Consider the following 16,140-nt stretch of genomic DNA (forward strand, 5'->3'; position numbering starts at 1 on the left):
TGAGCGGGCGCATTTGAGGTTTTACAACGTTCAACGTGCACTTGGGAAGCTGTTATGACTGTTTTTTGATAAAGGTCACGACAGTACACATCGGAATTTTCTTATATGATTTCTGGAGTATGAAATGAACCAAGAAGTAAAACAAGGCCAATGGCTTGCAGAAGACTTTAAATCTCGTTTTTCAGAAAAATTACCGGATCAGGAATTAGAAGCAGCGCTTGCAGACTTACGCAATATCCATCCTGATCGCTTACGCGTAGCCCAGGCCTATTCAGCGTCCGGGTCTCTGGCAAGTCTGGTTTTCTATGTCAGAGCGACATGCAGAATTAATGACGGAAAATCGTTCTCGGGTTCTGCCTGGGGTGTCAGTTTTCCCGGTGGTGGTGCTTTGTTCGGTGACGTGTATCTGGAAGACGGCGTTAGCCTTGAAGCACTTTATCAGGATACGGTCAGTTTCAAATTTATCGCGACACCGGTGTATACCACCTTCCTGTTCTACAACAGCGCAGGAAATCTGCTGGGACATTTCCAGGCAGGAAGTGTATCGACCGTCAGTGGCACGGGTGCCGGAGAAGGTCGCTGGTCGTAATCGCTTCTGTGCGAAAAACAAAAAACCGGCAATATGCCGGTTTTTTTATGGCATCAGAATGATCGATTAACGATATGAACTGAGCGAATCACGCAATTCCACTTTTTTATGTGATTTATGATTTTTCCTGTCGGTTGCGACATCAGCAGAAGCGAACTAACTAACAGGAAAAGCAAACATGCGTAAATTTATGATGGGAATTATTCTGGCCGGAGCATTCGTTTCAGCCCACGCTTTCGATATTTCAAGCAGTAATATAGAAAACGGAAAAGCGCTGGGAAATGCACAGGTTTTTAATGGTTTTGGCTGCAGCGGTGCTAATGTCTCACCGCAGGTGAGCTGGTCGGATGTTCCGGCAGGGACAAAGAGTTTCGCGATCACGATGTATGATCCGGATGCACCGACCGGAAGTGGCTGGTGGCACTGGACGGTGGTGAATATTCCGAAAGAAGTCCGTTCGCTGGCAGCTGGCGCAGGTCAGGCAGGCGGCGCGGCCTTACCGAAAGGTGCTGTAATGGGCCGTACCGATTTTGGTGCCGCTGCATTCGGCGGTGCCTGCCCGCCACCGGGTGATAAACCGCACCGTTACCAGTTAACCGTGTGGGCGCTGAATACAGATCATCTGGATCTGAATCATGAAGCAAGCGGTGCACTGGTCGGCTACATGCTGCGGGCACATGCTTTAGGGCAGGCGAGTCTGACCGGTTATTATGGTCGTTAAGATAGCGGAAGATAAAACGCAGTCGCTGACTGCGTTTTACGGTTTTCAGGGATAGAGCAATGATGGCAGTTTCCACAGCACTGGGTTTTTATCATGCGCGGCAAGTCCAGAGTCTGCGCAGCGTTCGCTTTGCTGAACCTGCACTGTGTTTTGTCAGACGCGGACAGAAACACTTAACCGTCGGTGATTGCTGTTTTCAGGCTTCCGCCGGAGAATGGCTGATCTTGCCCGGCAATACGCCGCTGATGATGGAAAATTGTCCGGATCAGGGGCAGTATGCGGCGGAGGTGCTCAGTGTATCACCGGCTATGGCCAGTGCTTTTTTGCAGTATGCCGGTGCAGAACTGGCATTGCCGCCAGCGTCATCTGCTTTTCCGCTGAATATTCCGGCGTCGCCTTTGTTATCGCAGGCCTGGGAAAAGCTGGCGCAGGCGCAGCAGCCCGGATTTCCTGCGCTGCTGGCACGTCATTATCTGTTTGAAGTGCTAATGGTGGCTGCCTTACATGGCAATGTACAGGCCTTGCTGAATCCGCCCGCACCGGGGCTGGCGGATAAGGTTCGTCAGTTACTGCAAACGCAGCCTGCTGCTGACTGGTCGCAAGCAGATATCGCGGATCGTTTTCATATGAGTACACCGACGCTGCGTCGCCATCTGGCAGCAGAACAACAGTCTTTCCGCGATATTCTGGATGATGTCCGTATGCATCATGCGCTGCACTTTGTGCTGACCAGCCGTAAATCAATCGACTGGATAGCAGGGGAGTGCGGGTTTACATCCCCTGCTGCGTTTTCAACCCGTTTTCGTCAGCGCTTTGGCATGGCGCCGGTAACGCTGCGTAAAACTTGCTGAAACCGGCTACCTTCACCGAAGCAGCAGGACTTCCGAAAGTCAGCGTTCACTGCACGATAACGAAATCAATGATAATCGCGCCCGGTTCTTCGGATACCGGAGAAATTTGTACACGGTCACCAAACAAGTGCGTGATTTGCTGTAGTAAAGGCAGCGGATAATGATCATTGCAGAAGCGCATCGTTTCCCCTTTATCCAGCGCATTCAGTGCACCGAAAATCGCGGCGTGGCGAAAGCGTTTGGCGATACTGCGTGCATCAAACGCATATACACCGTTTTGCATTGTCGGTAATGAGCAATCGTGAGCCATGATGATTCTCCTTTGTTAAAAATAAGATTAAGAATAGAAATTAAAAAGCAGAGTTGTTTTGTGTTGCATGACCTTGCTGTCGCAAAGTCATGCAGATCAGGTGCTGATTCAGCTCATGCCATCAGACGCCGTTTTTTGTTGCTTGTCCGGCTAAGGCGTCGCTGGTTTGTGGCTCGCGGCCACCGGTCAGTAAGCGCAGTGCGAAGATCGCGAGACAGACTGCACCGAGGGCAAACACCACGTCACCCGGTACGCGCAGCCAGACCAGTGATTCCATGAAGGAGGAGTGCACCACTTCTGGCGAACGGGCAAACCACATACCTTTACTGATGCTGGCAGCGGCCTGATAGATGCCTGCCGGTACCAGCGACATGAATACCATCATCGCCAGACCGATATTCATCAGCCAGAACATGGCGGCCAGCCAGCCGTCAGACCATGCCATGCGGGATGATAAGCCGCGCAGGCAGAACAGCATCAGACCGATACCCAGCATGCCGTACACACCAAACAGCGCGGCGTGGCCGTGGGCTGCTGTCATGTTCAGACCCTGCATGTAATACAGTGCGATTGGTGTATTGATAGAGAAGCCCAGCAAACCGGCACCAACAGTATTCCAGAAACCAACGGCGATGAAGCACAGTACCGGCCAGCGATAGGTTTGTACCCAGCGTGCAGAACGCGAACGCTGATAGTTTTTCCAGGCTTCCAGACCCACCAGTGACAGTGGTACAACTTCGAGCGCAGAGAACATCCCGCCGATAGCGATCACAAAGGTTGGTGTACCAGTGAAATACAGATGGTGCAGCGTACCCAGAATGCCGCCGAACAGGAACACTATGGTTTCGGCGATGATTGCGGTATTCGCAGTGGCTGCTCTGATCAGGCCGAGGCGTGTGAACAGCAAGGCAATCACAGCGGTGGCAAACACTTCAAAGAAGCCTTCCACCCACAGATGGACCAGCCACCAGCGCCAGTATTCGATCAGTGCGTAGTGTGTATGACGACCCCAGGTCAGGGATGTCGCATAGAATGCACCGATACACATCGCGGCCAGAAATACCATTGCGATCAGACCACGGCTTTCTGACGGACGACGCAGAGCAGGCATCAGACCACGGCCGAGCAGGGTTACCCAGAACAGCAAACCAACAAATAACAGGATTTGCCAGACGCGTCCCATACTCGTAAATTCCAGACCCTGATTTCCGAGCCAGAAACTGAATTCACTGCCTTTGTGCTGCAAAGTACCAAGCCAGCCTGTAGCAGTAGAGCCAACAACGATGAACAGCAGCGCATAGAACAACAGATTCACGCCGAGCTTTTGCAGTGGTGGTTCTTGTCCGGAAATGGCCGGTGCAATATACAGACCGGTTGCCAGCCACGCCGTTGCAATCCATAACACCGCAAACTGGGTATGAATGGTGCGGCTGATGGTGAACGGTAAAACATCTGCCAGCGGGATACCGAAGAAGCTCTGACCTTCAACTGCGTAGTGGGCGGTAATCACTCCCATACCGATCTGCGCCAGAATCAGGCCGATCACCACATAGAAATATTTGCGGGTGGCACGCATGGATGGCGTTGGTTTCAGACTGAACAGCGGATCTGCTTTCGGCGGTTCCGGATCGTCTTCCTCTTTCGCTGCTGCATGGCGCAATACCATGGCGGCAATCGCGGCAATCAGCAGGATCACGCTGGCAACCGACCAGATACCTGTTGCGGCGGTTGGCGTATTGCCGGTTAATGGTTCATGCGGCCAGTTGCTGGTATAACTGACGCCATCCACACCCGGTCTGTCTGTGGAGGCAGACCATGCTGACCAGAAGAAAAAGCCGGTCAGTGCCTGCAAGTCGCCGGCATCCGGTACCGAGCCTTTTTGCATCGCATATTGCTCACGCAGCTTATCCAGCTTGTCATCGCTGCCGAACAAGCCGCTGTAGTGGGCTGCCACCTGTGCCATGGCTTCGGCACGTTCGGCAGACACTTGCAGGGTTTCAGATGCGGCGTCATAAGTATTGGCGCGCATTTCCTGTTTCAGTACAGCCTGTAAAGCTGCCTGCTTTGCGGTATCCAGCTTCGCAAAAGGCAGTTGATATTGCTGTTGCGCACGAACATCCAGTAAAGCCAGCGCTTCGCGGTGTAACCAGTCTGCCGACCAGTCGGGTGCTAAATAACTGCCGTGGCCCCAGACCGTACCTAATTGCTGCCCACCGGCCGCCAGCCAGGCTTCCTGCCCCTGCTGGATTTGTTCGCGTGTGTACAGCAGCTTCCCATCCTTGCTGACAACTTGTTGTGGAATTGGTGGCGCAGAAAGATAAATCTCACTGCCCACCCATAGTAAAACGCCGAAGGACAGGGCGCAGATGACTGCCAGCCATGTCCAGAGTTTGCGTGTTGCATGCATGGTTTTCCTCTCTGATGAGTAAAAAGACGGAAAGCCGGCTTTTGCGCGGTTTAAAAGCTGACTTTAAAATGCATTTTATCTGCATCTTTTTAAACATGCAAACAAAATGCATATTAAAATACGACAGAGGATTTGAAGCAGATCATGTATGCGCACAGAAAGCCGCACCCGTCAGGGCAGGGCTGTGCTGGCAGAATCTGCACAGATCACGGACAATGACAGCTGTTTGACAATCAGCGGCCAGCCGCACGAAGTTTCAGGACCCACCATGCGATTAACCAGCTATACCGACTACACCCTGCGCACTCTGATGTATCTGGCCATGCATCCGGAGCAACTGGTCACGATTCAGGATATTGTCAGCCTGCATGACATTTCCAAAAACCATCTGACCAAGGTAGTGCATCAGCTGGGTTTATCCGGTCTGATTGAAACAGTGCGTGGCCGTAACGGCGGTATCCGCCTTGCAAAGCCGGCGGATCAGATCGTGATTGGTGACGTCATCCGCATGGCTGAATCGGACTTCGACATGGCGGAATGTTTTCAGGCCGACAGCAGCCAGTGCGCCTACGCCCGTGCCTGCCACCTGAAAGGCGTGCTGTATCAGGCAACGCAGGCGTATCTGGCCGTTCTTGATAAAGTCACGCTGGCAGATATCACCGGCGCGAACAGCGCAAACAACCCAACAGGCCAGCCAGTGACGATCTCGCTGGACTTGCTGACGAAAAAAACGACTTCCTGACCACTTCGCTGCACCATGATGATGGCCGACCCGCGTATGCGGGTGGATGCTGTTGTCATGGTAAAACGGTTGTTCACCCGTTCCCCCTTACTGTGCGAAAATCTGCATTTGCTAATTCCTGAGCGCCAGACTTTCCGCCGACGACAAGCCGGTTGCTATGCAAAAATCCGCATTTAGCCCTGTTTTGGCCATTTTTCAGGGATTTTGGCGCTGCCGCAGCAGACTTTGATGCTTTCCACGGTGCTGAGTTTGTATGTGTTGGTGTCCGTATTTGCCGCATCGCCGCAACAGTCACTGTCTGATCTGGCGCAAACCTTACTGTGCTTCATTTCCCGAAAAGCATCAGGCCGGATTTTCTTTGCACAGATCAAGGAATTCCGTTTTCCGGGGGCATAAGGTGACTGCAGCGGAACTTACTTCTTGATGAGGAATTCATCAACTTGCGCGGTAGTGGGTTCCTGTTCTGTTCTTAATCTGAGCCGAAAGGGAAGAAGATGAAACCTCAAGTCAAACGCCGGGCCTTGTCTGTTGTGGCAGCCATGTTAACCGGAATATTCATGGCAGGATCTGCACTGGCTGCAGATATACCAGCCAAAGCCGCTGTCAAAGACAGTGCATCCGCCAAATTGCCTGTCATTCATGCGCAACTGACCAGTCCGCCGTTCGTACCACCTGCTACTAACCGCAAATCTCCGGCCAAAGTGATTGTCGAGCTGGAAGTCATCGAAAAAGAAATGGCGATTTCCGAAGGCGTGAAATACATGTTCTGGACTTTCGGCGGATCAGTGCCCGGCAGTTTTATCCGTGTGCGTCAGGGCGACACCGTTGAATTCCATCTGAAAAATCATCCGAGCAGCAAGATGCCGCATAACATCGATTTGCACGGCGTGACCGGACCAGGCGGCGGTGCGGCTTCCAGTTTCACTGCGCCGGGTCATGAATCGCAATTCAGCTTTAAAGCACTGAATGAAGGTTTGTATGTGTACCACTGTGCGACTGCACCAGTAGGGATGCACGTTGCCAATGGTATGTATGGTCTGATTCTGGTGGAACCACCGGAAGGTTTGCCGAAAGTGGATCGTGAATATTATGTGATGCAGGGCGATTTCTATACCACCGGTAAATACCGTGAAAAAGGCTTGCAACCATTCGACATGGAAAAAGCCATCGATGAAAAGCCGACCTACGTCCTGTTTAACGGTGCAGAAGGCGCGCTGACCGGCGAGAAAGCACTGGCCGCAAAAACCGGTGAAAAAATCCGCTTATTCGTTGGTAACGGCGGCCCGAATCTGGTTTCCAGCTTCCACGTGATCGGTGCGATTTTTGACAAAGTCCGTTTTGAAGGCGGTACCAATATCCAGAAAAACGTACAAACCACGCTGATTCCAGCCGGTGGTGCAGCGATTGTGGAATACGACACCAAAGTACCGGGCAGTTATGTACTGGTGGATCACTCCATCTTCCGTGCATTCAACAAAGGCGCGCTGGCGGTGATGAAAGTGGACGGCGCTGAACGCAAGGAAATTTATTCCGGTAAAGAACTGGATTCCGTGTATCTGGGTGATCGTGCGCAGGCGAATCTGAATGCGGTGACGGTTGCTACCAATTCCGCAGAAAAAGGTACGCTGACGCTGCAGGATCAGATCAATGCCGGTGCACAGTTGTATGCCGGTACTTGCTCAGTTTGCCATCAGGGTAACGGCGCTGGCTTACCTGGCGTATTCCCGCCACTGGCCGGATCAGACTATCTGAATGCCGACCATAACCGTGCTGTGCGTGCTGTCTTGCACGGATTGAATGGCAAAGTTACCGTCAATGGCAAAGAGTACAACTCGGTCATGCCGGGCATGAGTCAGCTGAACGACGATGAGGTCGCCAATATCCTGACCTATGTGCTGAACAGCTGGGATAACAAAGGTGGCAAAGTCAGTGCTGATCAGGTCAAAACGGCACGCAGTAAAGCGCCTGCAACGAAAGCCGAGGCACACTGATGTACGCCATCAGGCAAAGTACAACAACAGCCGCAGCAGCCGCTTGCGGCTGTTTGTTGTCAGCACTGATGCTGATGCCTGCGGTAGCTGGTGCAGCAGAGTTTGCAGATACGGACATCAGTCCGTATCTGCCCGTTGCCGGTGGCACATTCAAGAGTGTGCTGTCCGGCACCGGCTTGCAAAGCGAGATCCGTGTAGCTGGCTTTCTGATGCGGCGCGACCCTGTCAGTCAGCAGAATTTTCTGCAGTTTGTGCAAAAAAATCCGCAATGGCGCAAAGACCGAATTCCCTCACTGTTTGCAGATAAGGCGTATCTGGCGCAATGGCCAGCGGCAGACAGTTTCGGCGCTGCCGACCCTGCCTCGCCGGTCACAGGCATCAGCTGGTTTGCAGCCCGCGCCTACTGCCAGTCTGAGCGGGCACGCTTACCACGCTGGTATGAGTGGGAACTGGCGGCCGCTGCTGATGAAACCAGTACCGACGCGCGCGCCAGCGCTGCATGGCGCTCCCGCATCCTGAACTGGTACGGACAAAATGCGCAATCCGGTCAGACACAGCAATCCTTCCCGCCGAATGTGTATGGCCTGCGCGCTTTGCACGGGCAAATCTGGGAATGGGTTGGCGATTTCAACGCCTTGCTGATCAGCCCGGACAGCCGTACCCAGGGTGACCCCGACAAACTGCAATTTTGCGGTGCCGGTGCGATCAGCTTACAAAACAAAGAAAACTACGCCATTCTGATGCGGGTGGCCTTGCTGTCTTCACTGACAGCGCGCAGTACCACCGCCAGTATGGGTTTCCGCTGTGTGCGGGATCAGAAAGGAACACCATGAAATTTCACCGACAATTGCGCTGCGGTCTGCTGATGCTGGCGCTGTCCGGCGCAAGTACGCTGGTTTTGGCGGCGGAAAACACCGCAACACCAGCGGCAGCGTCTGCGACGGGCGTAACAACGGCAACAACCGCAACAATCGCAACAATCGCAACAACCGCGCCGCAGTCATGGCCGGAAGATTCGGTTTATCAGCTGGATCTGAAACTGCAGATACAGACTGGCCAGCAAGTTCCCTTATCGGTGGATGCGGGCAGTCCGGTGCTGGTCAGCATGTTTTATAACTCTTGCGAATATGTCTGTCCTATGCTGATCGAAACGCTGCAAATGACAGAAGCTGCACTGACGAAGCGCGAACGCGCAAAATTAAAAATGATGCTGGTCAGTTTTGATCCCGCACGTGATGATGTCGCCGCGCTGAAAAACATACAGCGTCAGCGCCATCTGGATCAGCGCTGGACAGTTGCCCGCAGCGATGAAGACAGCGTCCGTAGTTTGTCGGTAGCACTCGGTATTCAGTATCGTCAGCTGGAAAGCGGAGAGTTTAATCACAGTACCGCGATTATCCTGCTGGCGCCGGATGGTCGTATTCTCGCCAAAACCACCAAACTGGCGGATACCGATCCTGCATTTATCAAAGTATTGAAGCAAACGCTGCAGACAGCCGGCAAGCAGGGCGGAGCGAAAAGCAAACCCGCTGCGAATGCCGCACCCTGAGATGTTTTCTGATGCCTGAGCTGCCGGATGTGTGGTGTGCAGCTCAGTGTTTAGCTTTCAGTTTTCAACGTTCTGGCCGGAAGGTGCAGGGGGCGCGGTGTTGTCGCTATCCAGTGCTGTTTCCGCCCAGTCATCGCCCCAGGTTTCGCACGGATGCTGCGTACGTTCGGCCCCGTTTCCGCAGCGCATCTCGCCAACCTTGCAATATAAATCGCAGCCCCAGCAAATCCGCTCAGGATGGGCAGGGCGCACAGGAAAAGTTTTTTTATTCACGATCTTGCCAGACACAGTGACTTGATACGCAAGCCTAACAGCCAGCCTGTGCACTGTATCTAGCTCTTCAGGACTAGTCCGCGCAGCGAATAGGCGACATCACAGGATTCTTCCATAATCAGTCTCACAGACTTTGTGCTGTCTCAGAGGCTGTCTTTTGCTTATTGGCAGCATACAGCCTGCGACGCGATCGGCGTCGTGACTGTGGAGAACATCATGCATGCTTTAGAGCGCCTGGTCGATGGCTTTCAGAAATTTCAGACGCAGTATTTTGATGCGACGCCGGAATTGTTCCGGTCGCTGCAGGAAGGACAGCGTCCGACGACGCTGCTGATCGGATGCTGCGATTCGCGGGTAGACCCCGCGCTGTTACTGGGTATTGATCCCGGTGAAGTGTTCACGGTAAGGAATGTTGCGAATCTTGTACCACCATGCGATCCCAGCCAGCATTTTGCCGGTGTGACATCGGCAATCCAGTTCGGCGTGGAACAGTTGCAGATCAGCCGCATTATCATTATGGGTCACGCCCGTTGCGGCGGTATCCGGGCGCTGATGGAGCAGCGCTTTACCGGTGAAAACAGTTATGATTACATCGGCCGCTGGATACGTATCGCGCAACCCGCGCGTGAACGTGTCCTGCTGCAAATGCCATCGGCAACGGCGGAACAGCAACAGCAAGCCTGTGAAATGGGCGCGATACTGGTGTCGTTAAGAAATCTCGCCAGTTATCCGTGGATACGGGAGCGCATGGAGCAGGGAAGTTTAACTGTGCATGGCTGGTATTTCGATCTGAAATCTGGCGCACTGTTAGCGTATTCTGAACGTGCCGATGCCTTTTTACCTCTGGTCTGTCCGGTTCAAACACAAGTCAGCACATGAAAGTTTTAGGAATTTGCGGTCATTCCGGCAGCGGAAAAACCACGCTCATCGAAAAGCTGCTGCCGCTGCTGCGTCAGCGCGGTTTGCGCGTCCATGTCATTAAACACAGCCATCACGATGTGGTACTGGAACCGCCGCAAAAGGACAGCTCGCGTTTTCGTGCTGCAGGTGCGGGCGATGTCATGCTGGTTACGCCGTATCGCTACGCCATCATGCATGAATTACGCGATACGCCGGAACCTTCACTCAGCGAATGTTTACACAGACTCAGTCCGGCAGATCTGGTGCTGGTGGAAGGCTTTAAACGTGAGCCGATACCGCGCCTGGAAGTATATCGCCCCGCAAATGGTAAGCCTGCACTGTATCCGCAGGACAGCGGCATACTGGCCGTTGCCAGTGATGCGACTGCACCGGAAGCAGCGCCGCAATGGCTGATGCTGAATGATACAGCCTCAATTGTTAACTGGATATTTGACACAATTTATGCAAACCATTGAACAGACCCGCAACGCACTGCAACAGTTAGCTGCACCGGCATTGCAGACCGAATCTCTGCCGCTGTTGCAGGCCGTCGGCCGCATCGCTGCGGAACCGGTAGTAGCTGCGTTCGATATGCCAGCATTTGATAACAGTGCGATGGATGGCTTTGCAATTGCATTTCATGCGGATAGCGCTAATACCGCTTTTCATCTGATCGGTACTGTATTTGCCGGCGATGCGCAGAGCATGCATCTGCAACCCGGACAAGCTGCCCGTGTATTCACCGGCGCACGCTTGCCGGCCAATACATCGGCAGTAGTGATGCAGGAACAATGCGAATGGACTGACCGCACACTGCAGATACAACAGTTACCGCCTGCCGGACAACATATGCGTCGCGCTGGCAGCGAACTGGCCAAAGGCAGCGACATACTGCAACGCGGACAAATCATCAGCCCTTTGCAAACCGGTTTGCTCGCCAGTCTGGGCGTTGCCGCACTGACGGTGTATCGCAAACTGCGGGTTGCCGTGTTATCGAGCGGAAATGAACTGTGCGAACCGGGGCAAGCCTTAAGCAGCGGACAAATCTACGATGCAAATCGCCCGCAATTGCTGGCCTTGCTGCAAGCCTGCGGTTTTGAGGCGATTGATGCTGGCATCGTGCGTGATGATCCGACGCAGATTGATGCACGGCTCAGAGCCAGTCTGTTGCAAGCCGATGTACTGATTACCTCTGGCGGTGCATCGGTGGGCGAAGCAGACTGGATGCGCGACGTGATTGCCGGACTCGGCCAGTTGCATCAATGGAAAGTCTCCATCAAACCAGGCAAACCGTTCGGTTTTGGCACGGTGCTCGGAAAACCGGTACTGATGCTGCCCGGTAATCCGGTATCTGCGCTCGTCACCTTATGGATGATTGCGATGCCGTGGTTACGTCGTTGCGCCGGTGCGTCAGACGCTGCATTACCACAGCGCAGAGTACGCCTCAGCGCTGCGGTCAGTAATCATGACCAGCGTCCGCATCTGATGCGCAGTACGCTGGAATGCACAGAACAAGGCTGGCTGGCTACAGTCTCAGCCCAGCAAGGCTCAGGCGCGCTCAGTTCGCTGGCGCAGGCAGATTGTCTGGTCGAAGTACCGCCACAAACCAGCTTTTCCGCCGGTGATACGGCAATCGCATGGCTGCTGCCGCAGACCGGCACGCAATTACTTTAGTCTGCAACAGTTAGCGAAGGAACACCGCGCCAACTGTTGCGCGCGGATTCCGCCCGGTCTTTGTTATGATGCCTGAGTGCCTTAGAACTCATTTCATCAATATCCGCGAGATGCGTTTGTCTCATAGCGCGGGCTGGCAAGGCGGGCGAGGCAGTGAATAGCGGTGCTATTCACAACGCGTCCAACGCTGTCCAGCGTGCGCTATGAGACAAACCCTTCGGGAACGGAGGTGCCGGGCGCATTGCTTTGTTGCGTCGCTTGCACAGGCACCAGCCTGTGCTGCGCAACGACGCCGCGCACTGCATCCCGGCACCTCGCGTTCGCACTCGTGGCTATTGATGAAATGAGTTCTAGTATTCGGAGAACTCAGGTGACCATACACATCAACCAAACCGCCCACTTACCCGATTTCATCCGCCTGAATCAGCGCTGGATACAACAGTATTTTCAGCTGGAAGCCGCCGATCATGCGCTCGCAGCTGACCCTGAAAAAGTGATCCGTGACGGCGGTTATATCTTCAGTCTGGAACACGAGGGGAAAATCGCTGGTGTTTGCGCCTTATTCCGCGACACACCGCAACGCATGCAACTGGCACGTATGGCAGTCGACCCGGAATTTCAGGGGAAAGGCTTTGGCTGGCAACTGATGGAATTCGCGCTGAATTATGCGAAGGAGGCCGGTGTCCAGTCGGTTTATCTGCTGTCTAACACCTGCCTGAACGCCGCGATCAGCATGTACGAAAAAGCCGGTTTTCAGGCCATCTCCAGAGACCAGCACCCGGTCTACGCCCGCTGCAATATCGTGATGGAAAAACAGCTGTAAACCCGATTCCGGCTGCACAGATTGTGCAGCTATCCGCATCCCTCATTTCCGGAACCCCAGACTTTCTGCCGACGACCGCAGTATGGCTGTGCTGAAAGCCGCATTTTGGCGGTTTTGGGATGTCTGGCGCCGTTCGGGGCTTTCTTGGCAGCATTTCCGGTCAGATTCCGCACTCGCATGTCAGTAAGTGGTCTGGCAGCTGGTTGTGGTTTAGCGCAAGCGGGCTTAGCAGCGGGGGATGGCTGGCATCGGGCAGTGGTCTGATCCGGTTTGTGTTGTTGTGTTTTCTGGTGTTTTTGGCAAAAAAAGATTTCTGTGCAGAATTGTTTGTGTTAGCGTGTGTTTTTCTGTGTCAGACGAAACCCGGTATTCGGGATGAGAGGCGATTATGCAGCGGGTAACAGGGTTTGGCGGCGTGTTTTTCCGTGCGAAAGATCCGGTGGCATTGCGTGCCTGGTATCAGCGCTATCTGGGCGTGGATGTTCAGGGCTGGGGCGGTGCGGTGTTTCCGTGGCCGTCCGATGCAGAGCGTGCGGAAGGAGATGGCACCATCTGGTCGATTGGTGGTGATGATCATGCGGCGTTTGCCGGTTCGACGGTGCCTTTTGTGATCAATTATCGCGTCGCGGATTTGCGTGGTTTGCTGGCTGTGCTGAAAGAAGAGGGTTGCGATGTGCAGGGCGAGGCGATTGATTCAGAGTACGGCTTGTTCGGACGTGTAGCTGATCCTGAAGGCAATATGATTGAGTTATGGCAGCCACCGGCGTGATTCTGAATCCTGTTTTTATAAATTTGTTTTTTTAAGATATATTTCTGAAATTCACGATTTAAATAAGTTGTGTGGTTTTGCCAGCCGGATGTTTATCTGGTCATTGTTGAATTAAATAAGGAGTTTGCGGTGTTGATGGTGTCTTCTGCGATTGTGTTGCTGATTGGTGTTTTGCATATTTATATTCTGGTGCTGGAAATGTTCCTGTGGGATAAGCCAGCCGGTTTGCGTGCTTTCGGCAATACACCGGAATCCGCAGCAAAAACCAAAGTTCTGGCGGCGAATCAGGGTTTGTATAACGGTTTTCTGGCAGCGGGTTTGCTGTGGGGGTGCTGGCTGGGTGCAGATGGTTACGCGGTTAAAACGTTTTTCTTGCTGTGTGTATTCGTCGCCGGTGTATTTGGCGGCATGACTGCCAGCAAAAAAATTATCTTCATTCAGGCCGTTCCTGCTGCACTGGGTCTGATTGCACTGAATCTGGCCTGATGCCAGTGTCAACGGAGGCCGCATGCAGGCTGTAATTGCTTCTTCTAGCTGGAATGCGATTGCGAAAGACGGCGATACCTTCAGTATGCAACTGGAGATCGGCCTGCCGTATCAGGTGCAGGGGGCAGAGTTTGAAGAATGGGCCTGCCCCGTCAGCCTGACACCTTTGTTCGGGCGTCTGGCGGATATTCACGGTTCTGATGCTGTGCAAGCGCTGGCACTGGCGATGGGGCTGGCGCGAAATTTGTTACAACAATTTCTGCAGGATGGCGGGCGTTTGCTGGCGGATGATGGTTCTGAGCTGACCATCGACGCGATCCTGCCCTGCGTTGCGGATCACTGATTTCTGCAATTTTTCAGCACCGTAATGTGGTCTCCTCACGGTTTTGGTTTTACGCATTCACTCAATTCTCTGATCAGCGGCAAGTCTTGCCGCATACCTTTTCCGCATCAGCTTTGAACAACATTCTTCAGCAGCAGTCTTCAGCGGCAAATGGGGCTGGCTGGCAGTTTGTCGTTGCTCTTTCTTATTCTGATCCCGGTTCCGAACCATATTCAGTAATCTTTCCTCCGCAAGGTGTTGATTTGATAAGTGGTATTATCCAAATGCCATGATCGCTGTGCGCAATCCGTCGTTAAAAAATGTTTCCGGTCAGCAATGTGTCAGCCAGATGTGGTTAGATATGTGTATTGCTGTATGGAAATATTCCACCTTGTCAGGTAACTCAGCTTGCTGGTACGCAAGAGAGAAAGTTAATTTCTATAAAGCAACTGATTAAGGCCAATTAACCGCTTTGTTTTTCCTTTGCCTCTCGCAGATTACTGCTAACATGAAAGTCAGCAGCTTGTCGGAAGTGAAATATCCTGCCGCATGTCTGTCGGCGTTGCGATAGCAGGCAAACGTGTATCAACTTTGAAATGCCATGAATACGAATATTCTGATTGTTGATGACAGTGAGCTGAATCTGATGCTGATGACATCGCTCGCCAGTTCCATTCCTGATGCAGAGACACATGCGTTTGATGACCCGCTTGCCGCATTGCAAGCCTGTGCGGAATTCACACCGGATCTGATTCTGGTGGACTACATGATGCCGGATATGAACGGCCATGAATTTATCCGCATTGTGCGCAGTCTGCCGGACTGTCACGACGTGCCTATCATTATGGTGACTACCGAAAATGAAAAGCAGGTACGCAGTCATGCACTGGAGCTGGGCGCAACTGAATTTCTGGCGAAGCCGATTGATGTCACCGAGTGCCGTATCCGTATGCGCAATCTGCTGGCATTGCGGCGGGCGCAAAGTATGCTGAAGGATCGCGCCAAGCATCTGGAATTTGAAGTCGCGCAGGCGACCAATGCCTTGCTGGAGCGTGAAAACGAACTGATCTCGCGCTTATCCTGTGCCGCAGAGTTTCGCGATCCGGAAACCGGCGGGCATATCAACCGTATGGCGCATTATTCGCGGCTGATTGCTGAAAAGCTGGGCATGGACAAAGCCTATCAGGATTTAATGCTGAAGGCTGCGCCCATGCATGACATCGGCAAGATTGGGATTCCGGATTACATTTTGCTCAAACCCGGAAAGCTGACGCCGGAAGAAATGGATAACATGCGCCGCCATCCGCTGATTGGATCTGAAATTCTGGCAGGCAGCGATGCGCCGGTGATAAGGCTGGGCGAAGAAATTGCCCGCACCCATCATGAAAAATATGATGGTTCCGGTTATCCGAATGGTTTGAAGGGAGAAGATATTCCGCTGTCAGGCCGCATTGTGGCGGTCGCCGATGTTTTTGATGCTTTATCCAGCGCGAGGCCGTATAAGCCCGCCTGGCCAATGGAAGAAGCCAGGGCATTTCTGGTAAAAAATGCCGGTAGCCATTTCTGCCCCGATTGCGTGGAGGCGTTTATCAGCGCCTGGGATCAGGTCGTTGAAATCCGGTACCGGTTTGATGATGAACAAAACGACATCACCGCAATGCCGGTGGAATGTCAGACACCTGCCTGAATACCGTTAAACCGCCATGCGACAGCGTGGCAGCACACAATACGGA

Annotated in this window: 20 protein-coding genes; 17 read left to right on the plus strand and 3 right to left on the minus strand. The window is 53.1% G+C overall.

The genetic code is table 11. From position 1 onward, the window contains the following. Positions 1–124: 124 nt before the first annotated feature. The 3 genes from KDM89_RS05810 to KDM89_RS05820 all read left to right on the plus strand — a co-directional run bounded on the left by KDM89_RS05810 (position 125) and on the right by KDM89_RS05820 (position 2,161). Complete coding sequence (locus KDM89_RS05810; protein WP_212686998.1) at positions 125–589, plus strand: VapA/VapB family virulence-associated protein; 465 nt, start codon at positions 125–127, stop codon at positions 587–589. Positions 590–767: 178 nt separating this feature from the next. After that, on the plus strand, positions 768–1,310 hold the full coding sequence (locus KDM89_RS05815) for a YbhB/YbcL family Raf kinase inhibitor-like protein (RefSeq protein WP_212686999.1): 543 nt from the start codon (positions 768–770) through the stop codon (positions 1,308–1,310). A gap of 59 nt (positions 1,311–1,369) precedes the next feature. Continuing rightward, complete coding sequence (locus KDM89_RS05820) at positions 1,370–2,161, plus strand: AraC family transcriptional regulator (RefSeq protein WP_212687000.1); 792 nt, start codon at positions 1,370–1,372, stop codon at positions 2,159–2,161. A gap of 46 nt (positions 2,162–2,207) precedes the next feature. Here KDM89_RS05820 and KDM89_RS05825 read toward each other — a convergent pair whose 3' ends face one another. Beyond that, a complete protein-coding gene (locus KDM89_RS05825) occupies positions 2,208–2,471 on the minus strand; it encodes a DUF2249 domain-containing protein (protein ID WP_212687001.1) in 264 nt (87 codons plus the stop codon). Positions 2,472–2,592: 121 nt separating this feature from the next. Continuing rightward, entirely contained in the window at positions 2,593–4,878 is a 2,286-nt protein-coding gene (locus KDM89_RS05830) for a nitric-oxide reductase large subunit (RefSeq protein WP_212687002.1), read from the minus strand. A gap of 148 nt (positions 4,879–5,026) precedes the next feature. Here KDM89_RS05830 and KDM89_RS05835 point away from each other — a divergent pair, with 148 nt between their 5' ends. The 6 genes from KDM89_RS05835 to KDM89_RS05860 all read left to right on the plus strand — a co-directional run bounded on the left by KDM89_RS05835 (position 5,027) and on the right by KDM89_RS05860 (position 9,160). After that, entirely contained in the window at positions 5,027–5,620 is a 594-nt protein-coding gene (locus KDM89_RS05835) for an Rrf2 family transcriptional regulator (RefSeq protein WP_438947501.1), read from the plus strand. A gap of 15 nt (positions 5,621–5,635) precedes the next feature. Next, entirely contained in the window at positions 5,636–5,797 is a 162-nt protein-coding gene (locus tag KDM89_RS05840; RefSeq protein ID WP_212687003.1) for a hypothetical protein, read from the plus strand. Between the two features lie 48 nt (positions 5,798–5,845). Beyond that, positions 5,846–6,016: a hypothetical protein gene (locus KDM89_RS05845; protein WP_212687004.1), complete on the plus strand. Its 171-nt coding sequence runs from the start codon at positions 5,846–5,848 to the stop codon at positions 6,014–6,016. A 98-nt stretch (positions 6,017–6,114) separates the two neighbouring features. Further along, complete coding sequence (gene nirK / locus KDM89_RS05850) at positions 6,115–7,611, plus strand: copper-containing nitrite reductase (RefSeq protein WP_212687005.1); 1,497 nt, start codon at positions 6,115–6,117, stop codon at positions 7,609–7,611. Continuing rightward, entirely contained in the window at positions 7,611–8,444 is an 834-nt protein-coding gene (locus KDM89_RS05855; protein WP_438947502.1) for a formylglycine-generating enzyme family protein, read from the plus strand. The genes nirK and KDM89_RS05855 overlap by 1 nt, the downstream gene beginning before the upstream one ends. Continuing rightward, positions 8,441–9,160 carry an SCO family protein gene (locus KDM89_RS05860; RefSeq protein WP_212687007.1) on the plus strand — a complete coding sequence of 240 codons (720 nt, stop codon included), beginning with the start codon at positions 8,441–8,443 and terminating at the stop codon, positions 9,158–9,160. Before KDM89_RS05855 ends, KDM89_RS05860 begins: the two co-directional genes overlap by 4 nt. Positions 9,161–9,217: 57 nt before the next feature. On the opposite strand, the gene KDM89_RS05865 is transcribed toward KDM89_RS05860, so the two are convergent. After that, the gene (locus KDM89_RS05865) at positions 9,218–9,433 is read right to left on the minus strand and encodes a DUF3079 domain-containing protein (RefSeq protein WP_438947503.1); all 216 of its coding nucleotides are present in this window, start codon (positions 9,431–9,433) and stop codon (positions 9,218–9,220) included. 216 nt (positions 9,434–9,649) lie between these two features. Here KDM89_RS05865 and KDM89_RS05870 point away from each other — a divergent pair, with 216 nt between their 5' ends. The 8 genes from KDM89_RS05870 (at position 9,650) to KDM89_RS05905 (ending at position 16,094) form a co-directional block, all read left to right on the plus strand. Continuing rightward, on the plus strand, positions 9,650–10,312 hold the full coding sequence (locus tag KDM89_RS05870) for a carbonic anhydrase (protein WP_212687008.1): 663 nt from the start codon (positions 9,650–9,652) through the stop codon (positions 10,310–10,312). Next, positions 10,309–10,809 (plus strand): molybdopterin-guanine dinucleotide biosynthesis protein B, encoded by a 501-nt coding sequence (gene mobB / locus KDM89_RS05875; protein WP_212687009.1) that lies wholly within the window; start codon positions 10,309–10,311, stop codon positions 10,807–10,809. Before KDM89_RS05870 ends, mobB begins: the two co-directional genes overlap by 4 nt. Then, a complete protein-coding gene (locus tag KDM89_RS05880) occupies positions 10,796–12,007 on the plus strand; it encodes a molybdopterin molybdotransferase MoeA (protein WP_212687010.1) in 1,212 nt (403 codons plus the stop codon). Before mobB ends, KDM89_RS05880 begins: the two co-directional genes overlap by 14 nt. 370 nt (positions 12,008–12,377) lie before the next feature. Next, a complete protein-coding gene (locus KDM89_RS05885) occupies positions 12,378–12,830 on the plus strand; it encodes a GNAT family N-acetyltransferase (RefSeq protein WP_212687011.1) in 453 nt (150 codons plus the stop codon). A gap of 388 nt (positions 12,831–13,218) precedes the next feature. Continuing rightward, the gene (locus KDM89_RS05890; RefSeq protein WP_212687012.1) at positions 13,219–13,599 is read left to right on the plus strand and encodes a VOC family protein; all 381 of its coding nucleotides are present in this window, start codon (positions 13,219–13,221) and stop codon (positions 13,597–13,599) included. Between the two features lie 135 nt (positions 13,600–13,734). Next, positions 13,735–14,085 carry a DUF1304 domain-containing protein gene (locus tag KDM89_RS05895; RefSeq protein WP_212687190.1) on the plus strand — a complete coding sequence of 117 codons (351 nt, stop codon included), beginning with the start codon at positions 13,735–13,737 and terminating at the stop codon, positions 14,083–14,085. 22 nt (positions 14,086–14,107) lie between these two features. Next, entirely contained in the window at positions 14,108–14,428 is a 321-nt protein-coding gene (locus KDM89_RS05900) for a DUF6968 family protein (protein WP_212687013.1), read from the plus strand. A 580-nt stretch (positions 14,429–15,008) separates the two neighbouring features. Continuing rightward, the gene (locus KDM89_RS05905) at positions 15,009–16,094 is read left to right on the plus strand and encodes an HD domain-containing phosphohydrolase (protein ID WP_212687014.1); all 1,086 of its coding nucleotides are present in this window, start codon (positions 15,009–15,011) and stop codon (positions 16,092–16,094) included. Positions 16,095–16,140 lie beyond the last annotated feature (46 nt).

This window comes from Cognatundibacterium luofuense, from assembly GCF_018139685.1.
Lineage (GTDB): Bacteria > Pseudomonadota > Gammaproteobacteria > Burkholderiales > Burkholderiaceae_D > Undibacterium > Undibacterium luofuense.

Coding starts and splice junctions, on each gene's coding strand:
- KDM89_RS05810 (WP_212686998.1), top strand. CDS start 125: ATGAACCAAGAAGTAAAACAAGGCCAATGGCTTGCAGAAGACTTTAAA.
- KDM89_RS05815 (WP_212686999.1), top strand. CDS start 768: ATGCGTAAATTTATGATGGGAATTATTCTGGCCGGAGCATTCGTTTCA.
- KDM89_RS05820 (WP_212687000.1), top strand. CDS start 1,370: ATGATGGCAGTTTCCACAGCACTGGGTTTTTATCATGCGCGGCAAGTC.
- KDM89_RS05825 (WP_212687001.1), bottom strand. CDS start 2,471: ATGGCTCACGATTGCTCATTACCGACAATGCAAAACGGTGTATATGCG.
- KDM89_RS05830 (WP_212687002.1), bottom strand. CDS start 4,878: ATGCATGCAACACGCAAACTCTGGACATGGCTGGCAGTCATCTGCGCC.
- KDM89_RS05835 (WP_438947501.1), top strand. CDS start 5,027: ATGCGCACAGAAAGCCGCACCCGTCAGGGCAGGGCTGTGCTGGCAGAA.
- KDM89_RS05840 (WP_212687003.1), top strand. CDS start 5,636: ATGATGATGGCCGACCCGCGTATGCGGGTGGATGCTGTTGTCATGGTA.
- nirK (WP_212687005.1), top strand. CDS start 6,115: ATGAAACCTCAAGTCAAACGCCGGGCCTTGTCTGTTGTGGCAGCCATG.
- KDM89_RS05855 (WP_438947502.1), top strand. CDS start 7,611: ATGTACGCCATCAGGCAAAGTACAACAACAGCCGCAGCAGCCGCTTGC.
- KDM89_RS05860 (WP_212687007.1), top strand. CDS start 8,441: ATGAAATTTCACCGACAATTGCGCTGCGGTCTGCTGATGCTGGCGCTG.
- KDM89_RS05870 (WP_212687008.1), top strand. CDS start 9,650: ATGCATGCTTTAGAGCGCCTGGTCGATGGCTTTCAGAAATTTCAGACG.
- mobB (WP_212687009.1), top strand. CDS start 10,309: ATGAAAGTTTTAGGAATTTGCGGTCATTCCGGCAGCGGAAAAACCACG.
- KDM89_RS05880 (WP_212687010.1), top strand. CDS start 10,796: ATGCAAACCATTGAACAGACCCGCAACGCACTGCAACAGTTAGCTGCA.
- KDM89_RS05890 (WP_212687012.1), top strand. CDS start 13,219: ATGCAGCGGGTAACAGGGTTTGGCGGCGTGTTTTTCCGTGCGAAAGAT.
- KDM89_RS05895 (WP_212687190.1), top strand. CDS start 13,735: ATGGTGTCTTCTGCGATTGTGTTGCTGATTGGTGTTTTGCATATTTAT.
- KDM89_RS05900 (WP_212687013.1), top strand. CDS start 14,108: ATGCAGGCTGTAATTGCTTCTTCTAGCTGGAATGCGATTGCGAAAGAC.
- KDM89_RS05905 (WP_212687014.1), top strand. CDS start 15,009: ATGAATACGAATATTCTGATTGTTGATGACAGTGAGCTGAATCTGATG.